The sequence below is a fragment of the Kitasatospora sp. NPDC022856 genome (genome assembly GCF_055561235.1).
The window spans coordinates 90970-116418 of sequence record NZ_JBVHHE010000006.1; the positions used below are offsets into that span (position 1 = coordinate 90970).

At 75.6% G+C, this 25449-nt stretch carries 25 protein-coding genes; 8 read left to right on the plus strand and 17 right to left on the minus strand.

The features are described 5' to 3' along the window. The first annotated feature begins 165 nt into the window (after window positions 1-165). Window positions 166-360: a hypothetical protein gene (locus tag ACZ34W_RS09365; protein ID WP_329489156.1), complete on the plus strand. Its 195-nt coding sequence runs from the start codon at window positions 166-168 to the stop codon at window positions 358-360. Between the two features lie 13 nt (window positions 361-373). On the opposite strand, the gene ACZ34W_RS09370 is transcribed toward ACZ34W_RS09365, so the two are convergent. Together ACZ34W_RS09370 and ACZ34W_RS09375 are read right to left on the minus strand one after the other, a co-directional pair. Then, window positions 374-2011 (minus strand): DNA repair helicase XPB, encoded by a 1638-nt coding sequence (locus tag ACZ34W_RS09370; RefSeq protein WP_329489157.1) that lies wholly within the window; start codon window positions 2009-2011, stop codon window positions 374-376. Between the two features lie 82 nt (window positions 2012-2093). Then, the gene (locus tag ACZ34W_RS09375) at window positions 2094-2504 is read right to left on the minus strand and encodes a hypothetical protein (RefSeq protein ID WP_329489158.1); all 411 of its coding nucleotides are present in this window, start codon (window positions 2502-2504) and stop codon (window positions 2094-2096) included. Between the two features lie 103 nt (window positions 2505-2607). On the opposite strand from ACZ34W_RS09375, the gene ACZ34W_RS09380 reads away from it, so the two are divergent. Then, window positions 2608-2868, plus strand: coding sequence for a hypothetical protein (locus ACZ34W_RS09380; RefSeq protein WP_329489159.1), 261 nt, complete (start codon window positions 2608-2610; stop codon window positions 2866-2868). Between the two features lie 34 nt (window positions 2869-2902). On the opposite strand, the gene ACZ34W_RS09385 is transcribed toward ACZ34W_RS09380, so the two are convergent. Then, the gene (locus ACZ34W_RS09385) at window positions 2903-5458 is read right to left on the minus strand and encodes a helicase-associated domain-containing protein (protein WP_465602872.1); all 2556 of its coding nucleotides are present in this window, start codon (window positions 5456-5458) and stop codon (window positions 2903-2905) included. Between the two features lie 235 nt (window positions 5459-5693). Here ACZ34W_RS09385 and ACZ34W_RS09390 point away from each other — a divergent pair, with 235 nt between their 5' ends. Next, entirely contained in the window at window positions 5694-6632 is a 939-nt protein-coding gene (locus ACZ34W_RS09390; RefSeq protein ID WP_465602874.1) for a hypothetical protein, read from the plus strand. A gap of 62 nt (window positions 6633-6694) precedes the next feature. On the opposite strand, the gene ACZ34W_RS09395 is transcribed toward ACZ34W_RS09390, so the two are convergent. Beyond that, the gene (locus tag ACZ34W_RS09395) at window positions 6695-7036 is read right to left on the minus strand and encodes an ArsR/SmtB family transcription factor (RefSeq protein WP_465602876.1); all 342 of its coding nucleotides are present in this window, start codon (window positions 7034-7036) and stop codon (window positions 6695-6697) included. A 148-nt stretch (window positions 7037-7184) separates the two neighbouring features. Here ACZ34W_RS09395 and ACZ34W_RS09400 point away from each other — a divergent pair, with 148 nt between their 5' ends. Then, window positions 7185-8183, plus strand: coding sequence for a zinc-dependent alcohol dehydrogenase family protein (locus ACZ34W_RS09400; protein ID WP_465602878.1), 999 nt, complete (start codon window positions 7185-7187; stop codon window positions 8181-8183). 96 nt (window positions 8184-8279) lie between these two features. Here ACZ34W_RS09400 and ACZ34W_RS09405 read toward each other — a convergent pair whose 3' ends face one another. The 7 genes from ACZ34W_RS09405 to ACZ34W_RS09435 all read right to left on the minus strand — a co-directional run bounded on the left by ACZ34W_RS09405 (window position 8280) and on the right by ACZ34W_RS09435 (window position 14627). After that, on the minus strand, window positions 8280-8774 hold the full coding sequence (locus tag ACZ34W_RS09405) for a SitI3 family protein (RefSeq protein ID WP_359803815.1): 495 nt from the start codon (window positions 8772-8774) through the stop codon (window positions 8280-8282). Window positions 8775-8797: 23 nt separating this feature from the next. Then, window positions 8798-10138, minus strand: coding sequence for a putative T7SS-secreted protein (locus ACZ34W_RS09410; RefSeq protein WP_329489165.1), 1341 nt, complete (start codon window positions 10136-10138; stop codon window positions 8798-8800). Next, window positions 10138-10464, minus strand: coding sequence for a hypothetical protein (locus tag ACZ34W_RS09415; protein ID WP_465602881.1), 327 nt, complete (start codon window positions 10462-10464; stop codon window positions 10138-10140). The genes ACZ34W_RS09410 and ACZ34W_RS09415 overlap by 1 nt, the downstream gene beginning before the upstream one ends. A 167-nt stretch (window positions 10465-10631) precedes the next feature. Beyond that, on the minus strand, window positions 10632-11618 hold the full coding sequence (locus ACZ34W_RS09420; RefSeq protein WP_465602883.1) for an ABC transporter substrate-binding protein: 987 nt from the start codon (window positions 11616-11618) through the stop codon (window positions 10632-10634). An 80-nt stretch (window positions 11619-11698) separates the two neighbouring features. After that, window positions 11699-12520 (minus strand): ABC transporter ATP-binding protein, encoded by an 822-nt coding sequence (locus ACZ34W_RS09425; protein ID WP_329489168.1) that lies wholly within the window; start codon window positions 12518-12520, stop codon window positions 11699-11701. After that, on the minus strand, window positions 12520-13572 hold the full coding sequence (locus ACZ34W_RS09430) for a FecCD family ABC transporter permease (RefSeq protein ID WP_465602886.1): 1053 nt from the start codon (window positions 13570-13572) through the stop codon (window positions 12520-12522). The genes ACZ34W_RS09425 and ACZ34W_RS09430 overlap by 1 nt, the downstream gene beginning before the upstream one ends. Then, window positions 13569-14627, minus strand: coding sequence for a FecCD family ABC transporter permease (locus ACZ34W_RS09435; RefSeq protein ID WP_396488862.1), 1059 nt, complete (start codon window positions 14625-14627; stop codon window positions 13569-13571). Before ACZ34W_RS09435 ends, ACZ34W_RS09430 begins: the two co-directional genes overlap by 4 nt. 135 nt (window positions 14628-14762) lie before the next feature. Here ACZ34W_RS09435 and ACZ34W_RS09440 point away from each other — a divergent pair, with 135 nt between their 5' ends. Further along, window positions 14763-15401 (plus strand): HAD family hydrolase, encoded by a 639-nt coding sequence (locus ACZ34W_RS09440; protein WP_465602889.1) that lies wholly within the window; start codon window positions 14763-14765, stop codon window positions 15399-15401. Window positions 15402-15413: 12 nt separating this feature from the next. Here ACZ34W_RS09440 and ACZ34W_RS09445 read toward each other — a convergent pair whose 3' ends face one another. After that, entirely contained in the window at window positions 15414-15650 is a 237-nt protein-coding gene (locus tag ACZ34W_RS09445) for a hypothetical protein (protein ID WP_329489172.1), read from the minus strand. 453 nt (window positions 15651-16103) lie between these two features. On the opposite strand from ACZ34W_RS09445, the gene ACZ34W_RS09450 reads away from it, so the two are divergent. Further along, window positions 16104-16487: a cold-shock protein gene (locus ACZ34W_RS09450; RefSeq protein WP_329489173.1), complete on the plus strand. Its 384-nt coding sequence runs from the start codon at window positions 16104-16106 to the stop codon at window positions 16485-16487. Window positions 16488-16503: 16 nt separating this feature from the next. On the opposite strand, the gene ACZ34W_RS09455 is transcribed toward ACZ34W_RS09450, so the two are convergent. The 4 genes from ACZ34W_RS09455 to ACZ34W_RS09470 form a co-directional block, all read right to left on the minus strand. Then, the gene (locus ACZ34W_RS09455) at window positions 16504-17349 is read right to left on the minus strand and encodes a 1,4-dihydroxy-6-naphthoate synthase (RefSeq protein ID WP_465602891.1); all 846 of its coding nucleotides are present in this window, start codon (window positions 17347-17349) and stop codon (window positions 16504-16506) included. Further along, window positions 17342-18136 carry a futalosine hydrolase gene (locus tag ACZ34W_RS09460; RefSeq protein ID WP_465602893.1) on the minus strand — a complete coding sequence of 265 codons (795 nt, stop codon included), beginning with the start codon at window positions 18134-18136 and terminating at the stop codon, window positions 17342-17344. The genes ACZ34W_RS09455 and ACZ34W_RS09460 overlap by 8 nt, the downstream gene beginning before the upstream one ends. An 11-nt stretch (window positions 18137-18147) precedes the next feature. Continuing rightward, entirely contained in the window at window positions 18148-18681 is a 534-nt protein-coding gene (locus ACZ34W_RS09465) for a hypothetical protein (protein WP_329489176.1), read from the minus strand. 93 nt (window positions 18682-18774) lie between these two features. Beyond that, a complete protein-coding gene (locus tag ACZ34W_RS09470; protein ID WP_465603080.1) occupies window positions 18775-20139 on the minus strand; it encodes an MFS transporter in 1365 nt (454 codons plus the stop codon). Between the two features lie 554 nt (window positions 20140-20693). Here ACZ34W_RS09470 and ACZ34W_RS09475 point away from each other — a divergent pair. Further along, window positions 20694-21572 carry a DUF3027 domain-containing protein gene (locus ACZ34W_RS09475; protein WP_329492206.1) on the plus strand — a complete coding sequence of 293 codons (879 nt, stop codon included), beginning with the start codon at window positions 20694-20696 and terminating at the stop codon, window positions 21570-21572. A 220-nt stretch (window positions 21573-21792) separates the two neighbouring features. After that, window positions 21793-25098, plus strand: coding sequence for a sacsin N-terminal ATP-binding-like domain-containing protein (locus ACZ34W_RS09480; protein ID WP_465602895.1), 3306 nt, complete (start codon window positions 21793-21795; stop codon window positions 25096-25098). Here the strand turns inward: ACZ34W_RS09480 and ACZ34W_RS09485 are convergent. Beyond that, window positions 25043-25444: a hypothetical protein gene (locus tag ACZ34W_RS09485; RefSeq protein ID WP_465602897.1), complete on the minus strand. Its 402-nt coding sequence runs from the start codon at window positions 25442-25444 to the stop codon at window positions 25043-25045. The genes ACZ34W_RS09480 and ACZ34W_RS09485 overlap by 56 nt on opposite strands. Window positions 25445-25449: the final 5 nt, after the last annotated feature.

Consider the following 25449-nt stretch of genomic DNA (forward strand, 5'->3'; position numbering starts at 1 on the left):
GGAGGGGGCAGACGAGTGATCCTAGACCCGGCGGCCTCGGGGTTCCACCCCGTTCCCCCTCCGGGGCCCTCAGGGCCTGCGTACACCCGGAGGACGACCTACGTCCTGCCCGGTACGGCCTTTGGGGTGATGTGCTTCGGGCGGGCGGAAACTACCGTGGAACACATGAGCACCGTACACATCACGGCGCCGCGAGTGCCGTCCCAGAAGTCCGCCCCCGCCCGCCCGGCCGGGGCCACCGCCGCGGTCGGCCCCGGACACCGCCGCTCCCCGCTGACCACGGCCGTCCGCAACGTCGGCATCGCGCTCGACACCGCCGCGCGCGTGGTCTTCCTCGGGCGCGACGGCGTCAAGTACTGAGCGCCGCCGGGAGTTACAGCACGTCGTCCGCGTCGATGATGCGGTAGGCGTAGCCCTGCTCCGCCAGGAAGCGCTGGCGGTGGGCGGCGAAGTCCTGGTCGACGGTGTCGCGGGCCACCACCGAGTAGAAGTGCGCCGAGTGCCCGTCCGCCTTGGGGCGCAGGACGCGGCCGAGCCGCTGGGCCTCCTCCTGGCGGGAGCCGAAGGTCCCGGAGACCTGGATGGCGACGGTCGCCTCGGGCAGGTCGATGGAGAAGTTGGCGACCTTGGAGACGACCAGGACGCTGATCTCCTTGGTGCGGAAGGCCTCGAAGAGCTTCTCCCGCTGGGCGTTGCTGGTCTCGCCCTTGATCACCGGGGCGTCCAGCACCTCGCCGAGCTCGTCGAGCTGGTCGATGTACTGGCCGATGATCAGGGTCTGGTCCTTCTCGTGCTTCTTCACCAGCGCCTCCACCACCCGGCGCTTGGTCGCCGTGGTGGCGCAGAACCGGTAGCGCTCCTCGGGCTCGGCGGTCGCGTAGGAGAGCCGCTCGGAGTCGGTGAGGGTGACCCGGACCTCGCAGCAGTCGGCGGGCGCGATGTAGCCCTGCGCCTCGATCTCCTTCCAGGGCGCGTCGAAGCGCTTGGGGCCGATGAGCGAGAAGACGTCGCCCTCGCGCCCGTCCTCGCGGACCAGGGTTGCGGTCAGGCCGAGCCGGCGGCGGGCCTGGAGGTCGGCGGTGAACTTGAAGACCGGCGCGGGCAGCAGGTGGACCTCGTCGTAGACGACCAGGCCCCAGTTGCGGGCGTCGAAGAGTTCGAGGTGGGCGTAGACGCCCTTCCGCTTGGTGGTCATCACCTGGTAGGTGGCGATGGTGACCGGGCGGATCTCCTTGCGCGTCCCGCTGTACTCGCCGATCTCGTCCTCGGTGAGCGAGGTGCGCTTGACCAGCTCGTGCTTCCACTGCCGCGCCGAGACGGTGTTGGTGACCAGGATCAGGGTGGTCGACTTGGCCTCGGCCATCGCCGCCGCGCCGACCAGCGTCTTGCCGGCGCCGCAGGGCAGCACGACCACCCCCGAGCCGCCGTGCCAGAACCCCTCGACGGCCTGGGCCTGGTAGGGGCGCAGCTGCCAGCCGTTCTGGTCCAGCTCGATCGGGTGCGCCTCGCCGTCCACGTACCCGGCGAAGTCCTCGGCGGGCCAGCCGAGTTTGAGCAGGACCTGCTTGATCTGGCCGCGCTCGGAGGGGTGCACGACGACGGTGTCCGGATCGATCCGGGCGCCGACCAGCGGGGCGATCTTCTTGGAGCGCAGCACCTCCTCCAGCACCGGCCGGTCGGTGGTGGAGAGCACCAGCCCGTGGACGGGGTGCTTGGTGAGCTTGAGCCGGCCGTAGCGGGCCATCGTGTCGGCCACGTCCACCAGCAGCGCGTGCGGCACCGGGTAGCGGGAGAAGTTGACCAGGGCGTCGACCACCTGCTCGGCGTCGTGCCCGGCGGCACGGGCGTTCCACAGCCCGAGCGGGGTCACCCGGTAGGTGTGCACGTGCTCGGGCGCGCGCTCCAGCTCGGCGAACGGCGCGATGGCGCGACGGCAGTCGGAGGCCCTGGGGTGGTCGATCTCCAGAAGAAGAGTTTTGTCGCTCTGGACGATGAGCGGTCCGTCGTTCACGCGGGGAAGCCCTCCACTGGCTGACAGGTCTGCAGGGACGCAGACCCTCCAGTGTCGCGCATTCCGCCGCGAACCCGGAGGGCTACTTCCACTCGTGCACGGTGACCTTGCCGGTGCCGCTGCCGTCGGTGTCGTACTCGAAGAGTCCGACGGTGTCGTTGAGCTGGGCGAAGGACTCGGACTGGCTCTCGAAGAAGATCGCGCCGCGCCACGCCATGGCGCCGCCGGGGCCGGTGAAGCGGCCGATGCCGCTGCCGTGCCAGCTGTAGCCCTCGCCGCGCTCGCTCATGCCCACGCCCTGGCCCTCGCCGAACAGCGTGCCGTCCGAGCGAAGCTGCGACTCGTAGGTGGCGAACTCCCTGACCCCGACGCCGAGGACGTCGCCGGTCGCCTCGAACGAGACCTCGACCACGGGATGGATGCCGTCCGTGGTGGCCAGCACCCGCCGGCCGGTGTCCCTGGTGGTCTGCGTGACTATCCGGTTGCCTAGCACGATGACTCCCTTCGCGAGCCCCCACCTTCCGGAGTACGCCGGGTGCGACCGGCTCGTCAACCACGGGCAGTGACCGGTGGACCGGTCGGTCGTTGTGCGGGGCATGAACAAGTCGAAGCGCGCCCTCACCGCCCTCGCCCTCCTCGGTTCGGCCTTCGCCGCGACCGCCTCCTCCGCCGGCTCGGCGCACGCCCTCGCGGGCATCGGCGAGGGCCCGGGCGGGCTGATGGCCGCCCCCGCCTTCCTGCTCGCGGACACCGTCGGCGGCGGCAGCCTGCCGGTCGGCCAGGGGGACATCGCGGCCATGGCCGACAAGGCGATGCAGGAGAAGGCGAAGGAGCAGGCCGCCAAGCAGGGGCACTGACCGCCGGTCGCCGGGCGGTTGCCCCGGAAGGGCGCTACTCCTCCAGCTCGGCCACGCCGGTGATCCGGTGCAGGGCGAACGTGCGGAGTTCGTCCGCGTGGTGGTCGAAGGCGGTGACGAAGCCGCCTTCGACCTTGACCGGGTCGATGATGCGCTGGCTGGCGATCCCCTCGGCGTTCAGGTAGCCGATCCACATCCGCTCGCCGAGCAGGACGGCGGTCTGGAGCGAGGCGAGGGTCTCGGCCGCCGCCGTGCGGGGGAGCCGGCGCGGGTCGGGGGCCGGCTCCCGGCGGACGGCGGTGGCGGCGCGGTCGCCGGCCCGGATCGCCTTGATGGCGGCGGCGAGCAGGACGTCGTCGGGCGTCGGAGGACCGTCCGGTACCGGTACGGGGGCCGCGCGCGGCGGGGTGCGGTGGCTGTCCGGGCGGGTGATCAGGACGTCGCCCTCGGCGGACTCGGCCGCGGGCGCGTAGCCCATGGTGCGCAGGGTGGCGAGCAGGACGTCCGGCGCGGCCTGGGAGGCCAGGACCGTCGGGGCGAGCAGGCGCAGCCGCAGGTCGACGGAGCGCCGGTCGGCCAGCACCTCGCCCAGCAGCGCCGGGTCGTCGCAGCGCAGGTACGAGGAGGCGGCGCCGACCCGCAGGATGCCGTGCCGCCGGGCCACGTCGTCGATCAGGTAGCTGAGCGGCTGCGGGACGGGCGTGCGGGAGTGCTGCTCCAGGAAGGCCTGGAGGTCGGCGGCGCTGCGGCCGGCGTCGAGGGCGCGGCGGACCGACTCGGGGGTGAACCGGTAGACGGTCGCGCCGCCCTTGGACTCGATGTCGGCGCAGAGCGCGAGCGCCTGGGCGAGCGGGGTGAGCAGCGGGCCGGGCGCGATCGCGGTGAGGTCCGGCTGGAGGATCACGTGGTCCAGCGGCTGCGGCAGCAGCGGGGCGAGCACCTCGGCCGGGTCGGCCTCGGCGGTGAGCAGCGCGCGGCCGGGGGAGGCCAGTGCGCCGCGGCCGGTGATGCCGAGCAGTTCGGCCTCGGCGAGGGTCCAGCCGACGAGGTCGTCCCGGAGGTCGCGCCCCGGACCGGCGGCTGGCTGCGCCCCGGCGCCGCCGTGCGGCCCGTCGGCGGCGGGCCGGGCGGTGACCGGTCCGCCGCGCAGCGGGCGCTGCCACCGCAGGGTGGGCAGCAGTTCGTCGGCGGTGGCGGGGGTGCCGGGCGGCAGCTCGGCGAGCAGGGCGAGGGCGGCCCGGCGCACCGACGGGGCCAGGGTGCGGTCGAGTTCGGGGCCGAGGGCGGCGCGCGGCTTGCCCTTGCCGTCCGGGGTGCCGGTGAGGGCCGGGACGCGGGTGGCGGTGAGCCAGCCGGCGGCCAGGGCGGCCCAGCGGTCGGCGGTGTCCTGCTGGAGCCAGCCGTCGTACGCCGGGGTGGGGGACCAGCGCTCGTCGGCCTCGCCGTCCGGGGCCAGCAGGCCCGCCGTGTAGGCGAGTTCGAGCCAGAACGCGGTCTGCTGCTCGGTGCTCTCCAGGGTCTGGGCGGTGCGCTTGAGGTCGCGGACGCCGAGGCCGCCGGCGCGCAGGGTCGGCGGCGGGTTGAGGCCCCAGAGGTCGAGCAGCTCCTCGACGGTCCGGACGGCGGTGTACGCCTGCCCGGCGGCGGCGCCGTCCACAGCCTGGGGATCGCGCGCGGCGGCGGCCGGGGCCGGTTCGGGCTGGACCGGCTCGACCAGGCGGTGGGTGCGGCCGCCGCGCAGGTGCAGGGCGAGCTCACGGGGCAGCACCACGCTGCCGGGGCTGCTCGGCAGCAGCAGGCCGCGGGCCAGCAGCCACTCGACCGGGCTCTGCGCGTCCTCGGCGGTGACCGGGCGGGTGGCGTCCGGGACGGTGCCGGTGGGCGGGCCCCAGACCAGGCGGTCCAGCAGGCGCAGGGCCGGCTCGGGGGCGGTGGCGAGCAGCGCGTCGCACCGGGCGCGATCGGTCAGCAGGGCGGTGAGCGCGGCGACGGCGGTCACCGGGTCGGGCGTCGGCGGCTGCCCGGCGGAGACCAGCAACTGCTGGATCCGGGCCGGGGACATCCCGGCGGTCGCGTCGGCGAGCGTCGGGCCGAGGCCGGTGCGGCCGGGGTTCGCGGCGGTCGGCGCGAGTGCCTCGCGGGCGGCGATGACCAGTCGCAGCCCGTTGTCGGGGCCCCAGAGCAGCGCCCGGTCGCGCAGGGTGGCGAGGGCGCGGGGGAGCGCGGCGGTGACGGCGGCCCGGTCGGCGGTGCTCAGCGGGGTGGCGCCCGGGTGCGGCTTGACCTTGGCGGGGCCGGTCAGCAGGGTCCGGACGGTCGCCGGGGGCGCGCCGTCGGGGGCGGCGGCCAAGGCCTCGGCGACCTGGAGGGTGAAGCGGTCCAGCCGTTCCAGGGCGCGCAGTGCGGAGGCCCGGGAGGAGAGCCGGGCGGCGAGCTGGGTGAGGTCGCCGGGGACGGGGTTGAGCAGGTCGGGGCGGGACCGGAGCAGGGCGGCGAGGTCGTCGTCCGCGCGGCTGCGGAGCTCCTCGGCGAGGGTGCGGGGGCCGGCGGGCGCTTTGCCGGTGCGTTGGGGGCCCTGCTGTGTGGTCATTCGACCTAGGTTAGTCGGGTCGGGTGGTGGTGGGGATCCGTCGTCGGAGGGTGATCCGGCCGTGGTCGCCCGGGAGCGCGAGGCGGTGGACCGGCCGGTGGGCGGACCGGGCTCGCGTGGGCGGGGGCCGGGTGGGTAGCGTCACGAGCAGCGGGGATCCGCGGGGCCCGGCGCGGTCCCGCGCGGTCCCGCGAGGTCTTCGGGGACGGGCTCGGGCGAGGCGGGGTGCTGGGTGATGGCGGACGGCGAGTGGTGGCGCAGGCGCGGGCCGTGGAGCGAGCCGTCCGGCGGCGGTGACGGCGCGGGCGGTGGGACGGGTGACGGCGCGGGCGGTGCCGGTGCGGCCGGTGGTTCCGCCGGCCCGGCGAACGAGGACAGCGTGTACGCCACCGGCGCGCCGGTGGTGCCCCCGCGCCCCTCCGCCCCGCCCGCGCCCCCGCGGTCGGCCGGTCCGGAGGACCAGGGCTCGCCGTGGGTGGCGGAGTCGTTCCGGGACGCCCCGGCCGACCCGGACGCCCTGCCGTCCCCGCAGCTGTACGCGTCCTCCGACGCCGGGGGGTGGGATCTGGTGATGCTCAACTTCTCGGACGGTCCGGGGGCGGCGATCACGCCGATCCCGGAGCAGCGGGCGGAGGACGGGGAGGCGGCCGCGGCGGCCGGGCCGCCCGCCGCGCCCGACCCGGCCGAGGGCAAGGACAAGGGCAAGAACAAGGACAAGGGCGCGAGCAGGCCGGGAGCCGGGGGCCGGGCGCGGGGCCGGGGGAAGACGCCGCCGCCCGAGGCCGCCGCCGCGCCCCCGAAGCCGTCGGCGATGGCCGGCCGCCGCCCGTCGCCGCTCCTGCTGCTCGCCTCGGTGACGCTGGTCGGCGGAGCCGTCAGCGGCCAGATCGTGGTGATGCTGGTGGGCTGGGCGCTCGGCTACATGTCCCGTCAACTGAGCGATCTCACCAGGAAGTTCGCCATTCTCGGGATCCCGCTGGCCACGATCAGCGGGACCAGTCTCTGGTACTGGGGCCGGGCCCAGGGGCGCTGGGGCGGGGGGCTCCAGCCCGGGCAGCCGGCCGGCGAGATCGCCTGGTCGGCGGCCCCGGGCGTGATCCGCCTCGCGGCCGTGCTGTCGGCGCTGTTCCTGCTCGGCATGGCGCTGAAGAAGCGGGCCCAGCCGGAGGGTTGAGCCGCCCCCGGCCGGGTGGCGCGCCGGCCCGGCCCGGTCCGCTCCTGGCCGTCCCGGTGCGCTCAGCCGCGCTCGCGCTCCACCCGCAGGGCGCCGAGCAGCCCCGGGAAGGCCTCCTCGAACTCCTCGCGGCGCAGCGCGTTCAGCCGCGAGGTGCCGACGTAGTACTGGCGGATCAGCCCGGCCTCGCGCAGCACGTGGAAGTGGTGGGTGGCGGTGGACTTGCTGACCGGCAGGTCGATCGTCCCGCAGGCGAGGTCCTCGACGGCGGCGTCCAGCTCGGCGACGATCCGGCGCCGGACCGGGTCGACCAGGGCCTCCAGGACCTGCTGAAGACCGATCTCCCGGACGTCCGGGTGCGGCGGGATGCGGTGCTGCTGCCCGCCGCGCTGTGCTGCTGCCATGGTTCGGCCACCTCCGGCGCCCATGGTACGGCAGACGTCAAAGTACGACGATGGTCGAAGTTTGACAGCTGACGCCCTTTCGGATCTAGTGAGACGCGGCGGCGCGTGGTCCGCACCGCCGTCACCGACCGGAAGGGGGCGATGCGCGATGGCCAGGACAGTGCGGTTCCACGAGCACGGCGGGCCGGAGGTACTGCGGCTGGAGGACGTCGAGGTCGGCTCGCCGGGCCCCGGCGAGCTGCTGATCCGGGTGGACGCGATCGGGATCAACCGGGCCGAGGCGCTGTTCCGCCGCGGCACCTACCTGGAGGTGCCCCGGAGCTTCCCCGCCGGGCTCGGCGCCGAGGCGGCGGGCGTGGTCGAGACCGTCGGGGCCGGGGTGGCCGGGTTCGAACCGGGGCAGCCGGTCAGCGTGGTGCCCGCGTTCTCGATGAACGACTACCCCGTCTACGCCGAGCGCGCGATCGTCCCCGCGGCGGCCGTGCTGCACCGGCCCGCCGGGCTCGGCGCGGTCGAGGGCGCGGCGGTCTGGATGCCCTATGTGACCGCCTACGGCGCGCTGGTGGAGGTCGGCGGCCTGCGGGCGGGGGACACCGTCGTGCTGACCGCCGCCTCCAGCAGTGTGGGCCTGGCCGCGATCCAGATCGCCCGCCGGGCGGGGGCGGTCCCGATCGCCACCACCCGGACCGGGGCCAAGCGGGAGGCCCTGCTCAAGGCCGGGGCGGCCGAGGTGATCGTCACCGAGGAGGAGGAGATCAGCGCGCGGGTGCTGGCCCTGACCTCGGGCCGGGGCGCCGAACTCGTCTTCGACGCCGTCGCCGGCCCCGGTGTGACGGACCTCGTCCGGGCGACCGCCGCCGGCGGCACCGTGCTGCTCTACGGCTGGCTGAGCGGCGAGCCGACGCCCTACCCGAACCTCGACCTCGGCATGCCCGCGGTGAACATCCGCAGCTACGTGATCCACGAGACGACCCGCGACCCGGAGCGGCTGCGCCGCGCGGAGGCCTTCGTCACCTCCGGCCTGCGCACCGGCTCCCTCGCCCCGGTGGTGGACCGGGTCTTCGGCCTGGACGAGGTCGCCGAGGCCCACCGCTACCTGGAGGCCGGCAACCAGCTCGGCAAGATCGTGGTCTCCGTCGACCACTGAGGCGCCGCGGTGCCGGCCGGCAGCGCGGATTCGCCGCCGGTGCGGGAGCGGGAAGTCGGCGGGTCCGACGTCCCGCTCCCGGCGCCGACCCGGAGGTCAGTCGTCCTCGGGGAAGAAGAAGTCCTGGGTCTGCCGCCGGTAGGGCGCCGGCACGGCGGCCAGGCGGTGCGCCGGCCAGAGGTCGGAGCGCTCGCTCAGGGTCAGTTCGCCGCCCTGGCGGACCAGCCAGACGTCCTCGTAGTCGAGGTGCAGCGCGGCGTCGCCGGGGACCCGGCCGAGCAGGCCGAGCGTCAGCCGGACGGTGTCGTCCTGCTGGTCGGAGACGTCGGCCGCCTTGTCGAGGCGGAAGGCCACCGAGACGGTCGCGCCGAAGGGGCGGCCGCCGATCAGCGGGTCCCCCCACGGGATCGCCTTGGTCGCCACCACCCGGATCCAGGTGCCGCGGGCGGTGACGGCGCCGTCGGCGACCAGGGTGCCGGCGTCCTCCCCGGCGCCGAACAGCGCCTGCGGACGGGCGATTTCGTCGAGCTTCTCTGCGACCTCGGCCGCGGTGAGCGGGGTCACCAGGTCGAGGCTGTAGGCAATAGCCATGCTGGGCGTCTCTCTCGGTTCGTCTAGGGGTAGAAGTGGACCACGTTGCCGGACGAGTCGATGACCTTGATCTCCTTGAGACCCTCGATCGGCCAGTCCTGCAGCTGCTTGCGCATGGCGGCCGCGTCGACACCGCTGTCGGAGAGGTTCAGCACGATGCGGTCGGCCTGGCCCGAGTCCACCTTCTTCTGGATGCCGGTGGAGATGGAGCGCGGGTTCGAGGCGGTCGGCGCGTAGCAGTCGAACACCTCGCCCTCGATGCGGTAGTCGGGGTTCTTGGTCGTCCCTGTGACGTTCGGGTTCTGCTCGACCTTGTAGCCGTTGCGCGCCATGATCTCGGCGGACTCGTTCTCCCGCTCGAACGCCCGGCGGGTCGTCGCGTCGGCGTTCCTCGGGATGTTGGTGGTGTGCCCCTCCGGGGTGGCGGCCGGGTCGGCCCCCTTCGACGGCTGGGTGTGCAGCTCGCCGGACCCGCCGCCGCCACCGCCCTCGCCCTCCATGTGGACCCGGCTGGAGCCCATGGCGTCCTGGGCGATCTCGCCCGCGCCGATGCCGGCCATCCCGAGACCGGTGGCGATGACGCCGGCCGAGAGCACGTTGACCGGTACGCCCACCACCGCGCCGACGCCGGTGAGGTCCAGGCCGACGCCGAGGACCTCGCCGCCCGCGCCGACCGTGGCGAGGGCGAGCCCGCCCGCGACCTCCAGCGCGGCGCCCGGGTTCTGCAGCATGGCGTTGCCGACCGAGGCGAGGTCCTCCACGACGACCTGGCCGACGTCCCCCAGGAAGTCCCCCGCGTCGGAGAAGAAGTCACCCACGTCGTCCCAGAAGCCGGGCTCCTCGGGGGCCTTGTCGCGCGCGGTGGCGACGGTCTTCGCCGCGGTGTCGCCGGCCGACTTGAGCTGGCCGCGGGCGTTGGCCAGGGTCTGCCGCGCGCCGTCCCGGGTGCTCTCGCCGGGGTCGGTGAAGGGCAGTTCGTGGCCGGCGTTGCGCTCCGCCTCCTGGTGGTCGCCCTTCGCCCGGCTGCTGGCGCTCTGGCCCGCGTCCCACTGCCGGATCGCCTCGGCCGCCTGCCCCTGCGCCCAGGTCAGGGTCGACTGGTAGGCGGTGAGCGCGGTGGCGGCGTTGTGGAAGCAGTCGCCGGCCTCCAGCCACTTGCCCGGCTCGCCCTCGAAGGCCTTCCGGAAGGCGTCGCCGGCCTTGCCCGACCACCCCTCGACGGTGTCGATCCGCTTGAGGCCCTCGCCGGTCGAGTGCAGGGTGTCCCCGTAGCTCTTGAGCCAGGCACAGGTGGAGGCGATCGCCTCCGGGTCGCCCGGGACGAGCTCCTTCGGGTCGGACGTGCCGCCCAGTTCCTTCGCCATCACTTCGCTCCCGGGTCCTCGCCGCTGTCGCGGCTCAGGGTGCCGTTCAGATGGCCGACGACGTGTCCGTCGACCTCGCGGTAGGCCTTCACGCTCGCGTTCAGCCGGGCCGTGACGGCCTGCGCGTCCTTGGCCAGGTTCTCCACGCCCAGCTGCCAGCGGGTGCAGAACTTCTCGACGACGTCGGCCAGGTGGCCGTGCCCGAAGTCCTCCTTCTTCGGGTCGAGGTCGCTGACCTTCTTGAACTGCATCTTCGCCAGGGTGTTGGTGATCCCCGAAGCCGCGTCGTCCAAGGCACCCAGATCGACCCTGAATCCGTCTGCCATGAGCCCTCCCGTCTGTGCCGAGCAGGCGTCCTGCGGGCGCCCGGGAACAGTGACGCGGGGCCGTGCGGTCCGGTTCCGGTGCGGCGTGGTGACCGGTCGGGGCCCCGGTCGCACCGGTCACGCACCGTCAGGCCCCGGCGCGGTCCGGGCCCCGGCCCGGTCCCGGCTCAGGCCCCCAGGAAGCGCTGGAGCTGGGCGAGCACGTAGTTCGCCCCGGTGTACCCGATGCCCTGGAACCAGAGCCGGTCGTCCACCTCGAAGGCCCGGTGGGCGCGTACGGCGCCGAGGCCCTGCCAGGCCGGGGAGGCCAGTACGGCCCTGGTGCCGGCCCGTTCCGGGTCGCCGTAGGTGGCGTACAGCAGCAGGTCGCCGTCGGCCCGGGCGATCTGGTCCGCCGGGATCTCGACGTCGAACTGGTCGACGTTCTGCGCGTCCGGCCGGCCGAGCTGGACGTCCGCCAGCACCGTGCCGGGGAAGTTCTGCCGACCGTACAGTCTGATGCCCGCGCCCTCGACGAACCGCACCAGGCCGACCCGGCGCCCGGAGGCCCTGGCGTTCGACAGCGCCTGGACGACCTGGGAGACATGCCGCTGGTAGGAGCCGACGAAGGCCTCGGCGGCGTCCTGGCGGCCCAGCGCCTGCGCGTGCAGCTGGACGTTCGCCTTCCACGGGTAGCCGGTGGTCTGGGTCAGCACGGTGGGGGCGATCTCGCGCAGCTGGTCGTAGCGGCCGCCGTCACGGGCCTGGTTGGACAGGATCAGATCGGGCCGCAGGGCGCGGATCGCGGCGAGGTCCGGGGCACCGGCGTCGCCGACCCGGGTGAGCCCGGCGACCCGCGAGGCGGGCCAGTAGTCGGGGAAGCCGGTGTCCAGCGGTGCCAGGGCCGCGCCGACGGGGGTGATGCCCAGTGTCAGCGCGGAGTCCAGCTCGGCGGTGTCCAGGGTGACCACGCGCATCGGCGCGCCCGGCACCGAGACCGGGCCCGTCGCGGCGCCGACGGTGGCGTCGGGCACCGGGGTCGGGGTCGGGGTGACGCTCGCTGCGGCGGCGGCGGCGGCGCCGTCGGCGGGCGGGGCGGTGTGCCGGGTGCTGCACCCGGCGAGGGCGGCGGCGCCGAGCCCCGCGAGCAGGGTGCGGCGGGTGAGCGGGGGCATCGGCGGTCCTCGGGCGGGCGGACGGGGAACGGGCGTGCCCGCAGTGGCCGCGGGCGCGTCGATTATGTCCGAATTGCCCGCTAGGCGTCGGCCTTCACCGCCCACGGCGCGCCCGGGACCACCAGCGGGGTACCGGTCACCGGGTCCGGCACGACCACCGAGTCCAGGCCGAACACCTCGCGCACCAGCTCCGCCGTCACCACCTCGGCCGGCGGACCCTGTGCGACGATCCGGCCGGCGCGCATCGCCACCAGGTGGTCGGCGTAGCGGGCGGCCTGGTTGAGGTCGTGCAGCACGGCCACCACCGTCCGCCCGCGCTCGACGTTGAGCCGCCGGACCAGGTCCAGCACCTCGACCTGGTGCGCGATGTCCAGGAACGTCGTCGGCTCGTCCAGCAGCAGGATGTCGGTGCCCTGGGCGAGCGCCATCGCGATCCAGGCCCGCTGGCGCTGGCCGCCGGACAGCTCGTCCACGCTGCGCTCGGCCAGTTCGGCGGTGGAGGTGCGCTCCAGCGCCTCGGCGACCGCCCGCTCGTCCTCGGCCGACCACTGCTGCCACCAGCTCTGGTGCGGCTGGCGGCCGCGGGAGACCAGGTCGGCCACCGAGATGCCCTCGGGCGCGGTCGGGGACTGCGGGAGCAGCCCGATCCGCTGGGCGATCCGCTTGGTCGGGACGCGAGCCAGCTCGGCGCCGTCCAGCAGCACCGCGCCCCGCACCGGCTTCAGCAGCCGGCCGAGCGCGCGCAGCAGCGTCGACTTGCCGCAGGCGTTCGGGCCGACGATCACCGTCACCCGGCCGTCCGGGACGGTCAGGTCCAGCCCCTCCACGACCGTGCGCGCCTCGTAGGCGAGGGTCAGGCCCCGGGCTTCGAGACGGTGGGCCGGCGTCGGACGGGCGGACATCAGGAACCTCCACGGCGGGATCGGACGAGCAGCCACATCAGGTACGGCGCGCCGACCAGGCCGGTCACCACGCCGACCGGCAGCTCGGTGGGCGAGAGCAGCCGCCGGGCCAGCAGGTCGGCCAGGACGACCACCAGCGCACCGGTCAGGGCCGAGCAGAACAGCGGGATCTGTGCCGAGCGGGCCAGCCGCAGCGCGATCTGCGGGGCCATCAGCGCGACGAAGTCCACCGGCCCGGCCGCGCCCGCCGCACAGGAGGCCAGCACGACGCCGAGCAGCCCCATGCCGAGCCGGATCCGGTCCAGCCGCAGGCCGAGCCCGACGGCGGTGGCGTCGTCGAAGGAGATCGAACGCTGCGCCCGCGCCGCCCAGAGCGCCACCGGTACGGCGGCCAGCAGCACCCAGGCGAGCCAGCCGGCCTGGTCGTACCCGGAGCCGTTCAGGCTGCCGGTCATCCAGACCTTCGCGGCCTGCGCCTGGAAGCCGTCGCCCTTGGTCAGGAAGACCGAGGTGAGCGAGGAGAGCGCGACGCTGATGCCGATGCCGATCAGCACGAACCGCTGGGCGAGCAGACCGCGCCGCCAGGCCAGCGCGTACACCAGCACCCCGGCCACCAGGCCGCCGGCGACCGCCGCCCACGGCACCTGGCTGGCGGAGCCGACCACGCCGTACGCCATCAGCCCGACCACGGTGGCGGTGGCGCCCCAGGAGACGCCGACCACGTCGGGGCTGGCCAGCGGGTTGCGGGCGACGGTCTGCACCAGCGCGCCGGCCAGGCCGAGCGCGGTGCCGACCAGTAGCCCGACCACCACCCGGGGCAGCCGGAACTCGCCGACCACCAGCTCGTGCGGGCTGGGCCGCCCCAGCACCACCTTCACCACCTCGGCCGGGGAGACGGTGGACTCGCCCAGGCAGAGCGAGGCGACGACGGTGGCGGCCAGCGCCAGCAGCAGGCCGAGCACCGCGACGGCGGAGCGGCGGTGCAGCAGGAAGGAGGCGCGCCCGGCGCGCAGCACGGTGTAGCCCCGCAGCGGGACGACGGAGGCGCTCACGCGGCCACCACCTTGCGGCGCCGGACCAGCGCGACCAGCACCGGCACACCGACCAGGGCGGTCATCACCCCGGCGGGCACCTCGGACGGCGGGAAGAGCACCCGGCCGAAGGCGTCGGCGAGCAGCAGCAGCGCCGGGCCGAGCACGGCGGAGAAGGCGAGCACCCAGCGGTGGTCCGCCCCGGCAACCGCCCGGGCGGCGTGCGGCACGGCGAGTCCGACGAAGGCGATCGGACCGGCGGCGGCGACCGCCGAGCCGGTCAGCACGGTGGCCCCGAGCGCGCCGACCGCCCGCACCAGGCCGGTCCTGGCACCGAGCCCCTTGGCGGTGTCGTCGCCGAGCGCCAGCGCGTCCAGCCCCCGCGCCACCGCGAACACCAGGACGGTGCCGACGAGCAGGAAGGGCAGCAGCTGCCAGGCCACGTCGGCGGTGCGTCCGGAGAGCGACCCGACGTGCCAGAACCGGAACTGGTCCATCGCGGCGGCGTCGGTGGTGAGCACCATGGTGTTGAGCGAGGCGATGAACGCCGACATCGCCGAGCCGGCCAGCGCCAGCTTGATCGGGGTCGCCCCGCCCCGGCCCCGGCCGGCCAGGCCGTACACCAGCACGGTGGCGATCACCGCCCCGGCGAAGCCGAACCAGACGTACCCGGTGAGGGTGGAGACGCCGAACGCGGAGATCGCCAGCACCACGCCGGCCGCCGCGCCCTGGCTGACGCCGAGGATGCCCGGGTCGGCGATCGGGTTGCGGGTGATGCCCTGCATGACGGCGCCGGCGAGGCCGAGCGCCGCGCCCACCGCGAGACCGACCACCGTGCGCGGCACCCGCAGCTCGCGGACCACCACGGCGTTGGTGGTGTCCCCGCCGTGCCACAGGGCGTCGAGGGTCTCCCCGAGCGGGATGGTGCGGCTGCCGACGGCCAGGCTGAGCAGGACGGCGGCGGCCAGCAGGGCCAGTGCGGCGGCGAGCCACAGTATTCGGCGGCGCGGCAGCGGGCGCGTGCCGGGCGCGGGTGCGGACCGGGGTGCGGCCGTCGGCGCGGTGGTGTCGGTCATGGCTCTCTCTCGCAGATAGCTCAGGCAAACCTAAGTTCCACGGAGAAGCCGGGGCAAATCGCTCCGGCCCCCGGCCGGGAGCCGGACCGGGACGGAGCCGGCCGTTCCGGCGGCGGGGTTGGATAGCCTGGCGGCATGCCTGCGACCCCGGACGTCCCGCTCACCGTCGGCTTCGACCTCGACATGACCCTGCTGGACACCCGGCCCGGTATCCGGGCCACCTATCTGGCGCTCGCGGCGGAGACCGGCGCGCACATCGACGCCGACCTCGTGGTCACCCGGCTCGGCCCGCCGCTGCTGGACGAACTGCGCAACTGGTTCCCGGCCGAGCGGGTGCAGGCGGTCGCCGACCGCTACCGCGTGCTGTACCGGGACCTCGCCTTCGCCCCGACCGTCGCCCTGCCCGGCGCGCACGCCGCGATCGACGCGGTGCGCGCGCACGGCGGCCGGGTCGTGGTGATCACCGGCAAGTACGAGCCGAACGCCCGGCTGCACCTGGAGCACGCCGGGCTGCACGCGGACGCGCTGGTGGGGGACCTCTGGGCGGAGACCAAGGGCGTCGCGCTGCGCGAGCACGGCGCCTCGGTGTACGTCGGCGACCACCTCGGCGACATTCGGGGGGCCAAGCACGCGGACGCCGTGGCGGTCGGCGTGGCGACCGGGCCGTACGGCGCCGAGGACCTGCTGGCGGCGGGCGCGGACGTGGTGCTGGCCGACCTCACCGGCTTCCCCGAGTGGCTGGCCGACCACCTGGCCGCGCGGCCGGTCGGCTAGGGCACGGGCCGGTCAGGCCCCGGCGTGCACCCGGCGGCGCTGGGCGCGGGCGGAGAGCAGCAGGCCGGTCAGGGCGAGCAGGAAGCCCAGCGGCATCAGCATGCTCAGCCAGTACGCGGCCGTCGGCAGCGGCGTCAGGTGCAGGAACAGCGGGACGAAGGTGACCAGGGTGGCGAGCGCGCCGAACCCGAAGACGATCGCTCCGGCCTTGACGTAGGCGTCGCCGCGGTCGGCGCTCTGGCTGCTCACTGGGGTGCTCCTCTGTGGTCGGTCGGCCGTCCCAGTCTGGCAGAGGACGCCGGCCGCGCCGGCGGCGGACCGTTTCGGGGGCGACCCGTCCGGTCACGTTGCGCAGTTTCCCGGAAGCTGGGAGTTTTGATCCCTGCTGGGCGGGGGTATGCACGCTGTGCCGAGGGGTGCGACAGGTGCGCCCCGTCTCCTCAGACCGGGGGTGTGAGCCAGTGGAAAGCGCGAAGCCGCGTCCCGGCCGTGCCAGTACCTGGTCGCCGGTGGCCACCAGAGCCCGGTACGGATCCTCCGCGGATCGCGGATGAGGCAGTGACTGACCGTTAGTCTGCTCTCCACAGCGTGCTGACCATGAGCGCCCCACGGGCGCGGAGCCGAGGTCGGCCCGCCCTCCACCACCCAGTGATCCCCGGCCAGGGCCGGGATCCCTCACACCCACATCGAGGACTGTTCGAGATGCCCACCGGCCAGGTGAAGTGGTTCAACGAGACGAAGGGCTTCGGCTTCCTTTCGCGCGACGACGGCGGCGACGTCTTCGTCCACACCAAGGCGCTGCCCGCCGGTGTCACCGTGCTGAAGCCCGGCCAGCGGGTGGAGTTCGGCGTGGTCGCGGGCCATCGCGGCGACCAGGCGATGGCCGTGCAGCTGCTGGACGCGCTGCCGTCGGTCGCCGCCGCCACGCGCAAGAGCGCGGACGACATGGCGGCGCTGGTGCAGGACCTGATCACCATGATGGACGCGGTGCTGCCCGGGCTCCAGCACGGCCGCTACCCGGCCAAGCCGACCGGCCAGAAGCTGGCCGGGGTGCTGCGCGCGGTGGCCGACCAGTTCGACGTGTAGGCCGGTCCGGCCGTCCTCAGGCGTCCAGCGCACCCGGGTCGAGCGGGGGTACCAGCCCCTCGGCGGCGGCCCGGGTGAGCAGCGCCCGCACCGCGGCGTAGCCGTCCTCGCCGAGGTCGGCGGTGAACTCGTTGACGTACAGGCCGATGTGCTGGTCGGCGACGGCCGGGTCCATCTCCTGGGCGTGCGCGAGCACGTACTCCCGGCTGGCCGACGGGTCGGCCCAGGCCTGGCGGACGGAGGCGCGGATCGCCTCGGTGACCGCGCGCAGCCGTTCGGCGCCGAGCGAGCGCCTGGCGATGATCGCGCCGAGCGGGATCGGCAGGCCGGTCTCTCGCTCCCAGGCCTCGCCCATGTCGGCCAGGCTGCGCAGGCCGTACTGCCGGTAGGTGAAGCGGGCCTCGTGGATCACCAGGCCGGCGTCCACCCGGCCGTCCCGGACGGCGGGCATGATCTCGTGGAACGGCAGGACGACGATCTTCCCCAGGCCGCCGGGCACCGCCTTGGCCGCCCAGAGCCGGAACAGCAGGTAGGCGGTGGACCGCTCGGAGGGGACGGCGACCGTCCGGCCGCTCAGGTCGTCGCCGGTCTCCGGGCGGGTGAGCACCAGCGGGCCGCAGCCGCGGCCGAGCGCGCCGCCGCAGGGCAGCAGCGCGTACTCGTCCAGCACCCAGGGCAGCGCGGCGTAGCTGACCTTCAGGAGGTCCAGTTCGCCGTGCTCGGCCAGGCCGTTGGTGACGTCGATGTCCGCGAAGGTGACCTCGGGGGCGTCCGCGCCGGGCACCAGGCCGTGCGTCCAGGCGTGGAACACGAAGGTGTCGTTCGGGCAGGGCGAGTGGGCGATGGTCAGCCGTTCAGCCACGGCGGGCCTCCTCGGACGTGGTCAGGAGCTCCGGGTAGGGGAGCGCGGTGAAGGCCCGCTCCAGCGCGGCGAGGGCCTCGCCGATCCGCCAGGCGGCCCGGTCGCGGGGGCCCACCGGGTTGGAGACGGTGCGCAGCTCGAAGACCGGCACCCCGTGCCGGGCGGCGGCCTCGGCCACCCCGAAGCCCTCCATCGCCTCGGCCACCGCGTCCGGGTGGCGGGCGGTCAGGGCGGCGGCGCGGGCGGCGCTGCCGGTCACCGTCGAGACGGTGAGCACGGTGCCGGTGACCACCGGGGAGTCGCCGGCCGCGGCGCCCAGCGCCTCGGCGGCGCGGGCCACGGCGGCCCGGGCGGGGGTGTGCCGGACCGTCCCGAAGCCCAGTTCGGTGACGTCGGCGAAGCCCTCCGGGGTCTCCGCGCCCAGGTCGGCGGCGACGATCGCCTCGGCGAGCACGGTCGCGCCGACCGGCGCGACCGGGGCGAACCCGCCGCCGATGCCCGCCGAGAGCACCAGGTCGTACTGGCCGACGGCGAGCGCGGCGGACGCGGCCGAGGCGGCGGCGGCCGGGCCGACCCCGCCCGCCAGCACGTCCACCGTGACCCCCGAGGGGTGCTCGGCGCGGTGCAGCCCGCCGCCGGGCACCGGCACCGGGGCGGCCTCCGCGCCGTCCTCGCGGTGGCCCAGGCCCCGCAGCACGGCGGCGGCCTCGGCCGGCACCGCGACGACGACGAGCAGTCGGCCCCGCCGGGGGGCCGACTGCTCGTCGTCGTGGAGTCGCACGGTCATCGGACGGCCGGTCAGGCGTCCTGGGTGTTCAGCTGGAAGTACCAGACGCCGTAGATCGCGTCCGGCTGCTTCGGGTCCGACTCGACCACGGTGACCAGGGTCTTGCCGGAGGCGTTGAGGGCCTTGGAGGCCGACACCGAGCCGGAGTAGGTCGAGCCCTTGGCGGCCGAGGCGAGGATGAAGCGGCCGCCCTGGGCCTGCTGGCCGCCGTTGGTGTTGGCCCACCAGCCGCGGTCGGCCACGTCCGGGGTCACGCCGAGGCCGAGCTGGTCGCTGGCGACCACGTCGGAGGAGGGCAGCTTGCCCTCGTCCAGCGCCTTGCTCGCCCGGTTCTGGCACTCCTCCTGCTGCTCGTCGGTCAGCGGCTTGCCGTCGTTGAAGCAGAACGGCCCGACCTCCATGGAGGACCGGCCGACCGTGAGGGTGACACGGTGGCTGGAGGGTTCTTCCTGGCCCGTCGCGTAGGCGATGGACCCGCCGACCGTGCCGGCGCCGATCACGACGACGGCGCCGACGGCGGCGATGACACGGGTGCTGAGGCTCATGCGTCAGAGGCTACCGGGCTTTGCCGATCACGCTACGCGGGGGTCGGCAACCGCGTGTTGCGGCCCGGGGGCGGTGCGGGGGGCGGCGCGGGGCTAGGCCACCCGCGGGGCGGTCGCGCGGCGCCGGGTGCCCACCTTGACCAGCGCGCGAACCGTCCAGAGCAGCACCACGCCGACCACGCCGGCCGCCACCGAGAGCCCCAGCGCGCCGTCCAGCGGCAGCAGGATGCCGACCGCGCCGCCGGCCACCCAGGACAGCTGCAGCAGCGTCTCCGAGCGGGCGAAGGCCGACGTCCGCACCGACTCCGGGACGTCCCGCTGGATCAGCGCGTCCAGCGCCAGCTTGCCCAGCGAGGCCGCCACCCCGGACGCGGCGGCGACCACCACCACCGTCACCACGCCGTACCAGAGCGCGGCGGCGGCCGTCGCGCAGGTGGCCAGCAGCAGCATCGCGGTGACCGTCGCCTCCGAGCCGCGGGTCCGCAGCCAGGAGCCGAGCACCGAGCCGAGCGCGTTGCCGGTGCCGGCGGCCAGCGCCACCAGGCCGAGCGCCAGGGTCGGCTGCAGCCCGCCGACCGGCTCCTCGCGCAGCAGGAACGCCAGGAACATCACCAGGAAGCCGACCAGCCAGCGCAGGGCCGACATCGCCCGCAGGGCCAGGATCACCGACGGGCCGACGGTGCGCAGGGACGCCTTCGGGGTGCCGGCGCTCCTGGCCTCCTCGGCGCCCGGCACGGCGGCGGGCTCGCCGTGCGCCTCGGCGTGCAGGACGGCCCGCTGCTCGCCCTTGGCGGAGTCCACCTCGTGCGGCAGGTGGAAGGCCATCAGGGTGCCGACCACGAAGACCAGGAAGGCGCCGCGCAGCGGCCAGCCCGGCCCGATCAGGTGCAGCACCCCGCCGACCCCGGCCGCCACCATGGTGGCCAGCAGCCCGGCCAGGGTGACCCGGGAGTTCGCCTTCACGAGTGACAGCCGGCTCGGCAGCAGTCGTGGCACGACCACGCTGCGCACCACCCCGTACGCCTTGGACGCCACCAGGACGCCCAGCGCCTCCGGGTAGAGCGCCAGCCCGCCGCCGGACACCGTGCCGGCCATCGTCCACGCCAGCACCGCGCGGGCCAGCATCGACATCGCCATCGCGGCCCGCCGGCCGTGCGGCAGGCGGTCCAGCAGCGGGCCGATCACCGGCGCCAGCAGCGCGAACGGCGCCATGGTGATCAGCAGGTAGAGGGCGACCCGGCCGCGCGCCTCGCCGGTGGGGACGGAGAAGAAGATGGTGGAGGCCAGCGCCACGGTGATCAGCATGTCGCCGAAGGAGTTCAGCGCGTGCAGCTCGATCAGCTTGGCCAGGCCGGACTCCCCGGCGCCCTCGGCGGAGGTCGCCCGGCGGATCCGCCGGCCGGTGCCGTGTACGACCTTTCCGGTTCGGGCGCCGGCGGCGGAGGCGGTGCGGACCAGGAAGTGTCGGCGGGCCTCGGGCGCGCCGTCGAGTTCTCCGGCGGCGTCGGACGCTTCGTCGGCCGGCCGGTCCGGGCGCTTCACGAGATCCACCGGCGGCCCGTCGCCGTCCCGTCCGGGCACCGTCGAGGCGCCCACCTGGTGCGGTTCGCCCGCACCGGGGGCCGGAGCCTGCTGTCGCGGCACGGCGTTCGCCTCGTCGGGGCTGCCGGCCTGCGAGGCGCGCAGTGCGTGCTGCGACGGTTTTTCGTCCGCCACAAGCCCATCCTGCCCCAGAATCGGTACTGCGACGCGGGATTCCGCTCCGCTCGGCGCGGCCCTTCCGGAGCCGGCGGGCGCCCCGGACTGTGCCGGGTGGCCGACCGGCGGGTAGCCTGCCCAGGGTCCGCCCGAACGCGCGCCGGACTCCGGAGGACCGGACGGGCGGCGCGGCCGGTATCCGTGGCGGCCCGTGGTCGCGCAGAATGGTCGAGGGAAACCGAGCCGCGACGGAACAGGCAACACGCCGTGGGCAACAGAAGAACTGGGAGAGAATCGACGCCGTGAGTGCTGCGATGCGAAGCCGTACCCCCGATCGGCTCTGTGCCGAGGCCGTCGAACTCGCCCGGCAGGCAGCGGACGAGGCCGTCGGAGCAGAGACCGTAGGGGCGCACCTCGGCGTCCAGGCGGATGCCGACCGCGTCGTCACCCACACCTTCGAGTGCCTGGACGCGGCATACCGGGGCTGGCACTGGGCGGTCACCGTGGCCCGCGCCCCCCGTGCCAAGAACGTGACCCTGGACGAGGTCGTGCTGCTGCCGGGCGACGACGCCGTGCTGGCCCCGCAGTGGGTGCCGTGGAGCGAGCGGCTGCGCCCCGGCGACATGGGCCCCGGGGACCTGCTGCCCACCGACGCCGACGACCTGCGCCTGGAGCCGGGCTGGACCGGCGAGGACGAGCCGGCCCCGAACTCCGTGGTGGCGCTGGCCGAGGAGGACGTGGTCGTCTCCGACCCGTCGGTCCAGCCGGCCCCGGCCCGCGCCCAGATCGGCGCCCTCGCCGAGGAGCTCGGCCTGGGCCGCAGCCGGGTGCTCTCCCGGCTCGGGCTGCACCTGGCCGCCGACCGCTGGGAGAAGGCGCACGGCCCGCAGACCCCGATGGCACAGGCCGCGCCGGCCTCCTGCGCGAGCTGCGGCTTCCTCGTCCCGATCGGCGGCTCGCTCGGTCAGGCCTTCGGTGTCTGCGGCAACGAGTTCGGCCCGGCCGACGGTCAGATCGTCTCCTTCGCGTACGGCTGCGGCGGGCACTCCGAGGCGGCCGTCATCCCGGCCCCGCCGGCGCCGTCCGAGCTGATCCTGGACGAGCTGGTGGTCGAGCCGCTCCAGCTGCACCCCGACCGCACCTCCGGTTCGGTGGAGCCCGACGCCCCGGCCGAGGAGCTCGGCCACTCCTGAGCACGGTGGCTCCTGAGTCCGGCCACTCCTGAGTCCGGTGGCTCCTGAGCCGGGTCGCGCTCCCGAGTCCGCCTGTTCCCGGGCCGGGCCCGGGAGCGGCCCGGAACCGCCCCCACCGGGCGGAACGGCGCCGCGGCCCGGGCCCGGTCCGCAGGGGGTGCCCGGGCGGGGGACAATGCCCCCCGTACGAAGTACAGGGCGGCGGAGGGTGGCAGTTCCAGTGGAACCTCGGATCATCGGCAGCGGCACGGACGAGCACCACGCGGACCCCTTCGGCAGCGCCGTCCTGCGCCGCCGGGTGCTGGACGCCTGGGCCGCCTCCCCGGCCCGGTTCCGGGAGGACGCCAACGCCGAGGAGGAGCTCGCCCTCGGCGGCTACCGTGACCGGCTGGTCGTCGAGTTGGCGCAGAACGCGGCCGACGCGGCGGCCCGCGCGGGCGGTGCCCCGGGCCGGCTGCGGCTGACCCTGGCGGACGGTGTGCTGGCCGCCGCCAACACCGGTGCGCCGCTGGACGCGGCCGCCGTCGAGTCGCTGTCCACCCTGCGCGCCTCCTCCAAGCGCGCCGACGAGCAGCCCACCGTCGGCCGGTTCGGCGTCGGCTTCGCCGCCGTCCTCGCCGTCACCGACGAGCCCGCCGTGCTGGGTGCCGCCGGCGGCGTGCGCTGGTCGCTCGGCGAGGCCCGCGCGCTGGCCGAGGCGCAGCCGGCGCTCGGCGAGGAGCTGCGCCGCCGCGACGGCCACGTGCCGCTGCTGCGGCTGCCGTTCTCGGCCGAGGGCCCGGCCCCGGCCGGGTACGACACGGTGGTCGTGCTGCCGCTGCGCGACGCCGCCGCCGAGGACCTCACCCGCCGGCTGCTGGCCGGGATCGACGACGCCCTGCTGCTCACCCTGCCCGGGCTCGCCGAGATCGTGGTGGAGACCGAGGAGGGCACCCGCACCCTCACCCGCGGCGCCGCCGAGGCGCGCCCCGACGGCGTCGCCGAGGTGACCGTCACCGACGACGCCGGCGGCCGGCTGCGGCAGACCGTCTGGCAGACCGCCGGCGCCTCCGGCACCCTGGACGCCGCGCTGCTCGCCGACCGACCCACCGAGGAGCGCGCCCGTCCGTACTGGACGGTGACCTGGGCCGTCCCGGTCGCCGCCGACGGCAGCCCGCAGCCGACCGGGATCGCCCCCGTGCTGCACGCGCCCACCCCCAGCGACGAACCGCTCGGCCTGCCCGCGCTGCTGATCGCCTCCTACCCGCTGGACTCCACCCGCCGGCACGTCGCCCCCGGCCCGCTCGCCGACTTCGTCACCGAGCGCGCCGCCGACAGCTACGCCGACCTGCTGCGCGCCCGCGGCGGCGACCTCGGCTCGCTCGGGCTCGTCCCCGGCCCGCTCGGCCAGGGCGCGCTGGACAACGCGCTGCGCGCCGGCATCCTCGCCCGGCTGCCCGGCACGCCGTTCCTGCCGCACACCGCACCGGTCGAGGAGGGCACGCCGGCGCTGCGGCCCCGGGACGCCACGGTGCTGGAGGGCGCGGACCACTCGGTCGTCGAGGCGCTGGCCCCGATCTTCCCCGGCCTGCTGCCGGCCGGCCTGGAGCGCCGCACCGAGCTGCGGGTGCTGAACGTGCGCCGGGTGCCGCTGGCCGACGTGGTCGACCAGCTCGGCGGCCTGGACCGCGAGCCCGCCTGGTGGCGCAACCTCTACGCGGCGCTCGGCGCGGCCGACCCGGAGGCGCTCGGCGCGCTGCCGGTGCCGCTCGCCGACGGCCGGACGGTCACCGGTCCGCGCCGGGTCCTGCTGCCCTCGGAGGACGCCGACTGGGCGGCCTTCCCCGGCTACCCCGAGGCGCTGGCCGGCGCGCTGGCCCTGCTCGACCTGCGGCTGGCCCACCCGGAGGCGGCGCACCCGCTGCTGGCCAAGCTCGGCGCCGGCACCGCCACCCCGGCCGGGGTGCTGGACACTCCCGAGGTGCGGGCCGCCGTGGCCCGCTCCTACGAGCTGGCCGAGGACGACCTGGACGCCGCCACCGACGTCGCCGAGTCCGTGCTCGCCCTGGTCAAGGCGGCCGCTCCGGCGGTCGGCGAGCACCCGTGGCTGGCCCGGCTGGCGCTGCTGGACGACGAGGGCGAGCCGGCCCGCGCGGGTGAGCTGATCCTGCCGGACAGCCCGTTCGCCGCACTGGCCCGGGAGGAGGACGCCGGCTGGATCGACGACGAGCTGCTGGACCGCTGGGGCCCCGAAGTCCTCACCGCCGTCGGGGTGTTGGCCGACTTCGTGCTGGTCCGCGCCGAGGACGTGGTGCTCGACCCGGACGACCTGGAGCGGCTCGACCCGACCGCCCCCGCCGACCGCGCGGCCGGCGGTCACCCCACCGGGCTGCTGGACGAGGCGCCCGACGGCCTCGCCGAGTGGGCCGAGGACGCCCTGGAGGCACTGCACGCCGACGACGCCGACCCGGTCGGCGTCCCGCCGGTCGCGGCCGAACTGCTGGTCGTCCGCGACCTCGACCTGGTGGACGACGACGCGTGGCCGCAGGCGCTCGCCGCCCTCGCCCGCCCGCCGTACCGGGAGGCCGTGGTCAACCCCGTCCGCACCCTGCTGCCCGACGGCTCGTACGCGGACCTGCCGCCGTACACCGCGTGGTGGCTGCGCGACCACCCGGTGCTGGACGGCCGCGAGCCGGCCGGGCTGCGGGCGGCAGGTGCCGACCCGCTGCTGCGCGGCCTCTTCGAGGAGGCCCGGACGACGCTGGACGAGCAGTTCCTGCACGCGCTCGGGGTGCGCACCACGCTGACCGCGCTGCTGGCCGAACCGCACGGGCCGGACGAGCTGCTGGACCGGCTCACCGACCCGGCCTCCGTCGTCGGGCACCGTCAACTGCACGGCATCCACAGCGCGTTGGCCCGGGTGGCGGCGGACCGGATCGAGCCGCTGGAGGTCGTCCGGGCGCTGCCGCCGCTGGACCGGGAGACCGGCCGCCGGCCCGCGCACACGGTGCTGGTGGACGCCACCGAGGCGGTCGTCGCCGACGCCCCGGACCTCGTCCAGCTGCTCCACCCGTACCCGCTGCTGCCGGTCGCCCCGGCTCTGGCCGCCGACCTCGCCGAGCGCCTGCACGTCTCGCTGGCCAGCGAGGTGGCCGGCGGCCGGGTGCTCTCCGAGGGGCAGCTGCACCGGGTGCCCGCCGTGGTCCGCGAGCTGCTGCCCGGCTGCCCGGTGGCCTACGAGGAGCACGAGGAGCTGCTGGTGGTCGGCCCGGACGGCGAGGAGGCCGCCGTGCACTGGCGGTGGGACACCGCGGCGGACGCCCCGGAGGCGCCCTACGACCCGGACGCCGTCGAAGCCGCGGACGAGGACGACGAGTTCGAGCTGCCGCCGGTGCCGGGGCTGCTGCACGCCGCGACCCCGGAGGGTCTGGCGGCCGGTCTCGCCTGGTCGGCCGGGCAGTGGCACCGCCGGTTCGAGGTGCTGGCCGCGCTCACCGAGCCGGACCGCGCCTACGAGCTCTCGGCCGCCCGGGACTTCGAGGGCTGACCGGGCTGGCGGGCCCGCGGCCGGGGCGGCGGGCCGGCGCCCGGTCGGCTCCGGCCGGGCGCGGGTGGCCCGCCCGGTGCCCGTCCCGGCCGGCGGGGCGGGAGCCGGGCCCGGGCGCCCGTGCCCCGGTCCAGCCGGTCGGGGCGGCCGCGCCCAGCCACCGGTAGAGGCCGACCGTGACGGTCAGCCAGAGCACCGCGACCACCACCGGCGCGGCCTTGCGCAGCCACGGCCCCGGTTCGATCAGCGCATCGGCGCCGACCAGGGCGAGCCCGGCCGCCCCGGCCGCCAGCATTCCCCCCAGGAAGGCGGTGAACGCCTCCAAGTCCCCACCCCTGCGCGCCATTCAGG